1 protein-coding gene is annotated in these 10,025 nt (G+C 69.6%); it reads right to left on the reverse strand.

What is annotated here, in order from left to right; genetic code table 11:
• On the reverse strand, positions 1-10,025 hold a 10,025-nt coding region (locus tag AX018_RS23625; RefSeq protein WP_146749432.1), incomplete at both ends, for a non-ribosomal peptide synthetase.

Below are 10,025 nucleotides of genomic sequence, written 5' to 3' on the forward strand. Positions count from 1 at the left end.
AGCCGCTGCAGCGTCCGCGCATCGCTCACCACCCGCCGCACCCCGCTGTCGCCCAGCATGTAGGCCACCCGCTCCTGCGGCAGCTCCGCATCGATCGGCACGTACGCCCCTCCCGCCTTCATCACCCCCAAGAGCGCCACCACCAGCTCCACCGAGCGCTCCAGCGCCACCCCCACCAGGCTCTCCGGCTCCACCCCACGCTCCATCAGCGCATGCGCCAGCCGGTTCGCCCGCGCGTTCAGCTCCGCATAGCTCAGCGTCTGCCCTCCGAACACCACCGCCACCGCATCCGGCGTGCGCTGCGCCTGCTCCTCTATCCGACCGTGCACCGTCTTCTCTTCCACGTGCACTGCCTCTCCATGGCTCCACGATCGCAGGCGCTCCGCCTCGGCCTCGCCCAGAGCCGGCAGGCACCGGGCCAGCACGCTGCCCGTGCCCGCGTCCTGCGAGACCAGGCGCACCAGCGCATCCTGCACATAGCCCGCCACGCGGGCCGCATCGATCCCGGGCTCCGCCAGGACCACTAGGCGGAAGCCTTCGCCCTGATCATCGACGGACAGCGTGAGCGGATAGTTGGTGCGCTCGCGCCCGCCCAGCGTCCGCACCCCCTCCAGCAGCGCGGCCGTGGGCGAGGCGCCGCTGTAGCGGTAGTTCAGCAGCGTGGAGAACAGCGGCACTCCAGCCGGCACGCCGCTGCACCGCAAGGCCTGCTGCAAGCTGGCGTTCTCGTGTTCGAGCAGCCCCGCCAGGGCCTCCTGGATCTGGCGCAGGCCCGCCTCCCGGTCCTGCCCCCGCAGGCGCACCCGCAGGGGCAGGGTGTTGATGAACATGCCCACGGCCCGCCCGACGTCCGCCCCGCCGCGCATGCGGCCGAACAGCAAGGTGCCGAACACCACGTCGTCGCGCCCCGTGACGCGGGCCAGCACCAGCGCCCAGGCCAGGTGGAAGACCGCCGAAGGGCTGGCGCCCAGCCGCCGTGCCAGGCTGCGGATGGCCTGCCCAACCCCGGCATCCAGCGCCTGGATCACCTCCTGCGTGGCGCTGCCGTCGGACTGCACGTCGAAGCGGCCGAACGGCGCGGTGGGCTCCTGCACATCGGCCAGCATGGCCGAGAAGAAGGCCCGGTGCGCATCGGCCGGCACCCCCAGCCGCGCCTGCGCCACGAAGTCCCGGAACGGCACCGGCTCGGGCAGCTGCTCCCTGCGCCCCTGCAGGATCAGCCCGACCTCGGCGCTGATGAGCTCCAGCGTGGTGTGGTCCATGATCAGGTGGTGGCACGGCAGCTGCAGCAGCCAGCGGCCCTGGGCCGCATCGTGCAGCGCCAGCGCGCGGATCATGGGCGCGCGGCGCGCGTCGATGCGGTACGCCGGCCCATGCACCAGCGCGCTGAGGTACCGGGCCGCATCCTGGCCCTGCGGTGGCGCCTCCACGTGTTCGAGCACGACCTGCGCCCGGCGCAGCACCACCTGCAAGGGCTCGGGCACGCCGTCCCACAGGATCGCGGTGCGCAGCAGGTCGTGGCGGGCCACCACCTCTTGCAGCGCCTCGATGAAGCCGCCCAGCCGCTCCCGGCTGTCGAACTCCAGCAGGTAGGGCAGCACGTAGGGGTCGCGCCCCGGCTCCAGCAGGTGGTGGAACAGGATGCCTTCCTGCAGCGGTGCGAGCGGGTAGAGGTCCTGGATGTTGCGCGCCCCGCCCGGCACGGCCGCCTCGATGGTGCGCAGGTGCTCCTCCGTGAGCGCCACCAGCGTCACCATCTCCGGCTGCAAGCGCTCGCAGCCGGGCTCGATCCGGTTGGCCGGTATCTGCGGCTGCGGCGTCTGCGCGGTGTTCTGGCGCTGCACTTCGCGGGCGAAGTCGGCCAGCCGGGGATGCTCGAAGATCGCCCGCGCCGGCATGGGCCAGCCCTGGCGGCGCAGCTTCTCCATCAGCTGGATGGCCATCAGCGAATGCCCGCCCAGCTCGAAGAAGTGATCCGTGCGCCCCACCCGCTCCACGCCCAGCACCGCCTGCCACATGCCGGCCACCGCCTCCTCGGTCTCGCCGCGGGGCGGCTCAAAGGCCTGGCCTGCGGCCGATGCATCCGGGTCCGGCAGCTTCCTGCGGTCGACCTTGCCATTGGGGTTGAGCGGCAGCGTGGGCAGGAACACCCAGAAGCTGGGCACCATGAACTCCGGCAGCCGCCCCTTCAGGTGCTCGCGCAGCACCTCGCGCAGCCTGGCCTGCGCCGGCGCGCCGGCCGCCTCCTCGGCCACGCGCGGCACCACGTACGCCACCAGCCGGCGCTCGGCCTGCCCGTCCTGGTGCACCGCCACCACGGCCGCCGCCACCGCCTCGTGGCGCACCAGCTGCGCCTCGATCTCGCCCAGCTCCAGGCGCTGCCCGCGGATCTTGACCTGCTGGTCCGCCCGGCCCAGGTACTCCAGCACGCCGTCGCTGCGCCAGCGCGCGATGTCTCCGGTGCGGTACAGGCGCTCGCCCGCGCCCTGCGGCCGCGGGTCGGCCACGAAGCGCTCGGCCGTCAGTCCCGCCCGCCCCAGGTAGCCCTGCCCCACGCCCACCCCCGCCACGTACAGCTCGCCGGCCACCCCCACGGGCAGCGGCTCCAGGTGGCCGTCCAGCACGTGCAGCCGCGTGTTGTCGGTGGGCCGCCCGATCGGCAGCAGGTGGCCGTCCAGCGCATCCGCTCCATCCACCCGGTGCAGCGCCACGTCGTCGGCGCACTCGGCCGGCCCGTAGGCGTTGACCAGCGGCACGGCCGGATAGCGCTCGAACCACGCCCGCGCCAGCTCGGCCGTGGAGGCCTCGCCCGTGGGCAGCAGCCAGCGCAGCGCCGGCAGCTCCTGCGCATCGCCCGCCAGCATCGCCTGGATCATCGAGGGCACGCTCTGCAGCACCGTCACCGCCTGCTCGCGCACGCACTCCAGCAGCGCGCGCGGGTCCCGCGCCACCTCATCGGGCACGATCTCCACGCAGGCCCCGCACAGCAGGCCCGCCAGCAATTGCCAGACCGAGACATCGAAGCTGACCGCGGCCGTCTGGGCGATCACGTCCTGTGGGCCCAGGCCCAGGTACGGGATCTTGCCGAGCTGGTTGTTGAGCATGCCCTGCTGCGTCACCACCACCCCCTTGGGCTCGCCCGTCGAGCCCGAGGTGTAGATCACGTAGGCCGCCTGCTCCCCACGGCTGGGCACGGGCCGCGCATCCGCACTGCGCACCGAGGCCAGCAGGTGTTCGTAGACCCGCAGCACCGGCGGCCGCTCCATGGCCGAGAGCACCCCTTCCAGGTCCGCCACCGCCGCCGCCGGCGCCACCACCACCCGCGCTCCGCTGGCCGCCAGCATCCCCGCCAGCCTGCGGTGCGGGTGGCGCCTGTCCAGCGCCAGGTACGCCCCGCCCGCGTGGAACGTGCCCAGCACCAGCTCCAGCAGCTCCAGGCCACGGTCCGCGTACAGCGCCACCACATCGCCCGGTCTCACCCCCGCATCGCCCAGCGCCGCACCCAGGCGCGCCGCATGCGCCTGCAGCTGCGCATACGTCCGCTGCTCCCCCTGGCTGCGCGCCGCCACGCGCTGCGCGTGCCGCCGCGCCTGCGCATCGAACAGCCGCGCGTAGCCTTCCCGCTGACCGTGCTCCTCCTGCGCTCCCGTGCACAGCGCCTGCAGACGAGCTCGCTCATCCTGCGACAGCACCCTCAATTCGTGGAGCTGCGTATCGGCACTGGCGATGATTTGCAGCAGTATCTGCCGGAAGCCGGCCAGCAAGCGCTCGGCATCCGCGGCATCGTAGAGCCATGCGTCATACGACAACTGAAGCGTCATGCTGCGACCGGGAACCACCACCATGGTGAGCGGATAGTTCGTGTGGGTGCGCCCCCCCTCGGCCGCGATGGAAAAACCAGCCGCCTTGGTGGCCAGTGAGTCGTCCACGGGAGCATTCTCGAAAACGAAAATGCTGTCGAACAGGCTACGCCCCCGCGCCACTTCGGCCAGCGACTGAATTTCGACCAGCGGCACGTGCTCGTGCTGTCGCATCTCCAGGTTCTGCGCCATCAGGGTTTGCAGCCAGGCGGCCACCGACGTCCCTGGCAGGGGCAAACGCGCCCGCAGCGGGATGGTGTTGATGAACAGGCCCACCGTCTCCTGGATGCCCTGCAGCTCCAGCGGCCGACCCGCCACCGTCACCCCGAACAGCACCTCATCGGCGCCGCCCAGCCGCGCCAGCAGCAATGCCCAGGCGGCCTGGGTGATGGTATTTACCGTCACCTGCTGGCGCTGCGCATAGGCTTGCAGGGCCGCCACGGTTTCAGCCGGAAGGACCGAATAGGCATCGCCCACCGACGCGACATCGGCCGCGCCAGTCCGCCGCTTCATGTAGGGCAGCACGGTGGGGGTATCGAACCCGAGCAATTGGTCTCGCCAATACCGGCGGGATTGCTCCACATCCTGGGTCTGGAGCCAGGCGATGAAGTCGCGATACGGCCTGGGGCTGCTCAAGCTGACCGGCGTTCCTCCCCGGATCGCTTCGTAATAGGCGAAGAAATCACGCAGCAGCAGGGAGCGGCACCACGCATCCATCAGGATGTGGTGGAAGCTCTGGACCACGTAATAACTGCTCTCGGCGATGCGGATCAGCCGAACGCGCATCAGTGCCGGCTCGTCCATAGGGAAGCCACCCGACAGTTCGTCCTGCAACGCGCTCGCCAGGCGTGCTTCCTGGGTCGAGCCATCGAGGTCGCGCCAGTCGGCGTAGCTCACCACGGATGGCACCTCGCGGCGAACGATCTGCAAAGGCGCCTCCTCCGAGCGCCAGACAAAACCGGTGCGCAGGATCTCGTAGCGCTGCACGACGCGTTGCCAAGCGGCCTCGAAGGCGGCCACATCCACATCGGAGTCGAAGCGATAGCGGTCCTGCATCAGGTACATGCCCGACCCGGGGTTGAGCAAGGTATGCAGCAGCAAGCCCTGTTGCATCGGTGCGAGCGGATAGATGTCCTCGATGTGGGTATCCGGAACGCCGAGTGCGTCGATTTTTTCCTGCGTGAGGTCGGCAAGCGGGAAGTCCGAAGGTGTCACGCCCGTGGCGCCCTCCACGCAATGCGCAATCAAGGTCTCCAGCTCGTGAAGAAAGCCATGGGCCAGATCCGACACCGTGGCCTCGTCATGAATGGCCGGGCTGTAGGTGAACCCGATGTTGAGAATGCCGCGCATCAGGCTTGCATTGACCGTGAGCCAGGTACGCCGGCGACTGCCGGGTGCGCGCTCCTGGCCGACACTCTCACGCGCAGGTCGCCAGCCGGTGTCCGCGTCGAATGCCTGATCGAACTGCCCCAGGTAGTTGAACGTCACCTGCGGATACGCCCCCTGGGCCAGCTCCGCCCCCTCGGGCGCCAGGTAGCGCAGCAACCCATAGCCCAGCCCCTTGCCCGGCACCTGCCGCAACTGCTCCTTGATCGCCTTGATGCTCTCTCCCAACCCCTGCGCTCCGGGCGCCAGCCGCATCGGGTACAGCGCCGTGAACCAGCCCACCGTGCGCGAGAGGTCCAGCGACTCCTCCAGCTCTTCCCGGCCGTGTCCTTCGAGCTCCACCAGCACGCTGTCGCGCTCCGCCCAGGTGCACAGGGCCCGGGCCAACGCGGTCAGCAGGATGTCGTTGATCTGCGTGCGGTAGGCCGGCGGAACGTCGATCAGCAGCTGCTCCGTGCGCTCCTCGTCCAGACTCAGCGTGACCGTGCATGCATCGCCTTCTCTGTTCAGGCCCTGTGCCGTACCGGGCAGACTGGGCTCCTGCCGCTGGGTCAACGCCTGCCAATATGGCAGTTCGACACGTTTCGCCAGAGCATGCCGCGCCAGGGCTGCCAGCCATGCAGGCCACGACACCGTGGCCGATGGCAAATCCACCGGACGGCCATCCCGCAGCTGGCGATAGGCGGTCTGCAAATCCTCCAGCAGGATCCGCCACGACACACCGTCCACAACCAGATGGTGGGCCACCAGCAACAACCGGCCGGCACGCCCCGGCCCCATCTGGAACCAGACCGCCTTGAACGGCCGCTCCAGGCTGAGACTGCGCTGGGCCGCATCGGCGGCCTGCCGCAGGCCTGCCCCCGCGCCGGCAGTGCCCAGATCCACGCGTTCGAAGCAGGTGCTCGACTCGAATGCGGAGACCTGCTGCCCCCACCTCCCCTGCACCCTCTCAAACCTCAGCCGCAGCGCCTCATGCTGCCCCACCACCGCCTCCACCGCCTGCTGCAGCTTCGCCACATCCACCACCTCCGCCGCCGTCAGCATCACCGACTGGTTCCAGTGCCACTGCTCCTCGAACTCCTGCTCTAAGAACCACTGCTGCACCGGCGTCAGACCGAACGGCCCCTCCTGCCTCACTCCTCCCCCCGCTGCCGCCGCCGCTGCTCCCCCCGGGCCCTCTCCCGCCCCGATGCGCTCGGCCACCGCCCCCACTCCCGCCACCGTCTGCAACTCCATCAACTGCCTTGGCATCAACTTCCATCCCCTCTTACGCGCTCGCGCAATGATCTGCAACGCCAGGATCGAATCCCCTCCCAGCTCGAAGAAGTTCTCCCTGCGCCCCACCCGCTCCAGCCTCAGCGTCTGCGCCCACACCTGCGCCAGCACCGCCTCGGCCTCCCCCTCGGGCGCCTCGAACTCGCCCTGCCCCGCCTGCTCCGGCTCCGGCAGCGCCCTGCGGTCCAGCTTCCCGTTGGCCGTCAGCGGCAGCGCCTCCAGCACCACCAGCCCGTTGGGCACCATGTAGTCCGGCAACACTTCCGCCAGCCGTGCCCGCAGGCTCCCCACCTCCAACCGCGCTGCGCCATGCGCCACCACGTAGCCATGCAGCTGCGTGCGCCCATCCTCCTGCTCCCGCGCAACCACCTCCGCCTGCCCCACCCCCTCCAGGGATCGCAGCGCCTGAGCCACCTCCGAAAGCTCCACCCGGTAGCCGCGCACCTTCACCTGCTCATCGCCCCGCCCCAGGAACTCCAGGCTGCCGTCCTCGAGCCGGCGCACCCTGTCGCCCGTGCGGTACAGCCGCGCCCCGGCATTGAACGGATCGGCCACGAACCGCTCCGCGCTCTGCCCCGCACGACCCTGGTAGCCACGCGCCAGCCCCGCTCCGCCCAGGTACAGCTCGCCCACCACCCCCGCCGGCACCAGGTTCAGGTACGCATCGAGCACATGGGCTCGGCACCCCTTCAGCGGCGTGCCCAGCGGCAGCGTCCCGGCTCGCCGGTCCGCCCGATCCGCCTCCTGCGTCAGCACCCCGACCGTGCTCTCCGTCGGGCCGTAGTGGTTCATCACCCGCATCTGCGGCTTGAGCTCCGCCAGCCGCTCCAGCAGCGGCCAGCGCGTGGCCTCCCCGCCCAGCACCAGCCGCCGCGCCGGCAGCACCCCGGCCGCATCCGCCGCGCTCAGCAGCGCCTGCAAGTGGCTCGGCACGATCTTGAGCACGTCCACCCGGTGCTCGCTCAGGTACTGCGCGAACAGGTCCGGATCGAAAGCGCGCTGCGCCGAGATCATGTGCAGCCGCCGCCCCGAGCACAGCGCCCCGAAGAGCATCGTGTGCCCCAGGTCCGCCGCCACCGTGGACACCATCGCCATGCTGCGCGCTTCCTCGGGCAGCTCCATGCGCTCCAGCGCTCCCGCCACGTAGTTGGCCAGCGCTGCGTGGCTGATCACCACCCCCTTGGGCTGGCCCGTCGAGCCCGAGGTGTAGATCAGGTACGCCGCCTGCTGCGCATGGATCTCCCGCCGCTGCACGCGCACCTCCTCCCGCCCCGACTCCTGCCCGGGCTCCTCCTCGATCTCCAGCACCGGCACGCCCGCGTCCCACTCCAGCGCCTGGGCACTGACCACGCACCGCGCCCCGCTGTCGCGCACCACATGGGCCAGCCGCTCCGCCGGCAGCGCCGGATCCAGCGGCACGTACACACCCGCCGCCTTCAGCGTGCCCAGCAGCCCCACGGCCAGCGCCACCGAGCGCGGTGCGTGCACCGCCACACGCTCCTCCGGCCCCACCCCCAGCGCCTGCAGCCGCGCCGCCAGTGCATCGCCCGCCCGCTCCAGTTGCGCGTAGCTCAGGCTGCGCTCCTCGTCTATCACCGCCTCCTCTTCCCCCGCATGCTCCACCGCTTCGCTCCACCGGCTCAGCACCAGCTGCGCCGATTCCGATTCCGATTCAGCAAGGGGCGCGACCGATGGAACGTCGGCCATGAGCAGATCCGCCAGGCGCAGCGTTTTCCCGGTCCCGGTGTCAGCAAAAACGTCCAGCAGCGCCTGCAACAGGTCGGCGCAATGCTCCACGGCATCACGGTGGATCTGCCCCGGGTCGTGCAGGAAATCCAGCCGCAAGGTGCCAAGCTCCTGCACTCGCAGGGTCAGGGGATAGTGGTTGTCGCTTTCGCTTCTCACCGAGGTGAAGGTGAGCATCTCGCCCGACTGCCGCAAAGCCTCGTCCACGGGGAAGTTCTCGAACACGATCAAGGTGTCGAACAACCCTGCCGAGCCTGCCTGGGCCCAGCGCTGGATCTGGTAGAGCGGCGTGTGCTCGTACTCGCGCGATGCCATGCTCTGGGCCTGCAAGGCGCGCAGCCATGGGCCGACCTCCTGCTCCGGCGCGATGCGGGCCGTGACCGGCAATGTATTGATGAACAATCCCAGGGCCTGCTCCACGCCGGCCAACTCGGCCGGCCGACCCGCCGTGGTGGCACCGAAGCACACGGTGTCCGCGACGGTGTAGCGCTGCAGCAGCAACGCCCATGCCCCCTGGATCACGGTATTGAGCGTGACGCGTTCGGCACGCGCATAGGTCATCAAGGCCTCGGTGACCTGACTCGACAGGATGCGCACGTACTCTTCGTGGCGTCCGCTGCCTTCGCCCATTGCCAGTGCTGCTCCGATCCGGCCAGACGCATCGCCAGCGGGCAACAGCGCCTGCCAGTACCGCTGCGCGGCCTCCACGTCTCGCGATTGCAGCCATGCGATGTAGTCGCGATACGGCATCACGGCCCGTTCTTCGATGCCATTGCCTGCATAGCGGCGCAATACCTCGCCCAGCAAAAGGGAGCTGCTCCATCCGTCGAGCAACAGGTGATGCGTCGTCCAGATCAGGTGATGCGTCCACTCATCGGTGCGCACCAGGGCAAGGCGCATGAGCGGGGGCGATCCAAGATCGAACGGCCGCGCACGTTCGTCGCGCGCCAGCGTGCCCAGTTCGGCCTGCAGTTCCACATGGCCGCGCCAGTCATGCTCGCTCAGCGGCAGTTCAATGTGGCGTGCCACCCATTGCAAGGGGATTTCGCCCTGGACAATGCCGGTGCGCAAGACATCGTGTCGCGCAAAAGCGGCCTTCCAGGCCTCTCGCAGGCGCGGTACGTCGAGCCCTCCGATATCGACCCGGAACTGGTTGACATAGGCAGAACCCGCAGCGTCGTAGAGGCTGTGGAACAGCATGCCTTGCTGCATGGGTGCCAGCGGGTACAGGTCCTGCAGGTTCTGTACCGGAACTGGCATGAGATCGAGTTGCTCCTGCGTGAGTGCTGCCAGCGGGAAATCGCTGGGCGTCACACCGCGCGCTCCGCCCTGGCAATGCGCAACGACCTCCAGCAATGCCTGCCGATAGTGTTCTGCCAGTGCCTGCATGTCTTGTGCCGCATGGCGTTCGGCGCTGTAGTCCAGCACGAGGCACAGATGGCCTTCGAACACGGAGCCGGCCACCACGATATCGTTTGCACGGGGTGCAGCCGCATCGCGCGTGGAACCCGTGGACTCCGGCGCAGGACGCCAGGCAGAAGCTGCGTCGAAGCTTCCATCGAAGCGCCCCAGATAGTTGAACTGCACCTGCGCGCACGGCAACCCGGCCAGTGCTGCGCGCTGCTCAGGCGTGCCGAAGTGGCGCAGCACGCCATAGCCCAGGCCATGGTGGGGCACCGCGCGCAGCGTCTCCTTCACGCGCTTGAGCGCCTCGCCCGGTTCTCCAGACGCATCGAGCACGACCGGATACTTCGACGT

The organism is Paracidovorax anthurii, assembly GCF_003269065.1.
Lineage (GTDB): Bacteria > Pseudomonadota > Gammaproteobacteria > Burkholderiales > Burkholderiaceae_C > Paracidovorax > Paracidovorax anthurii.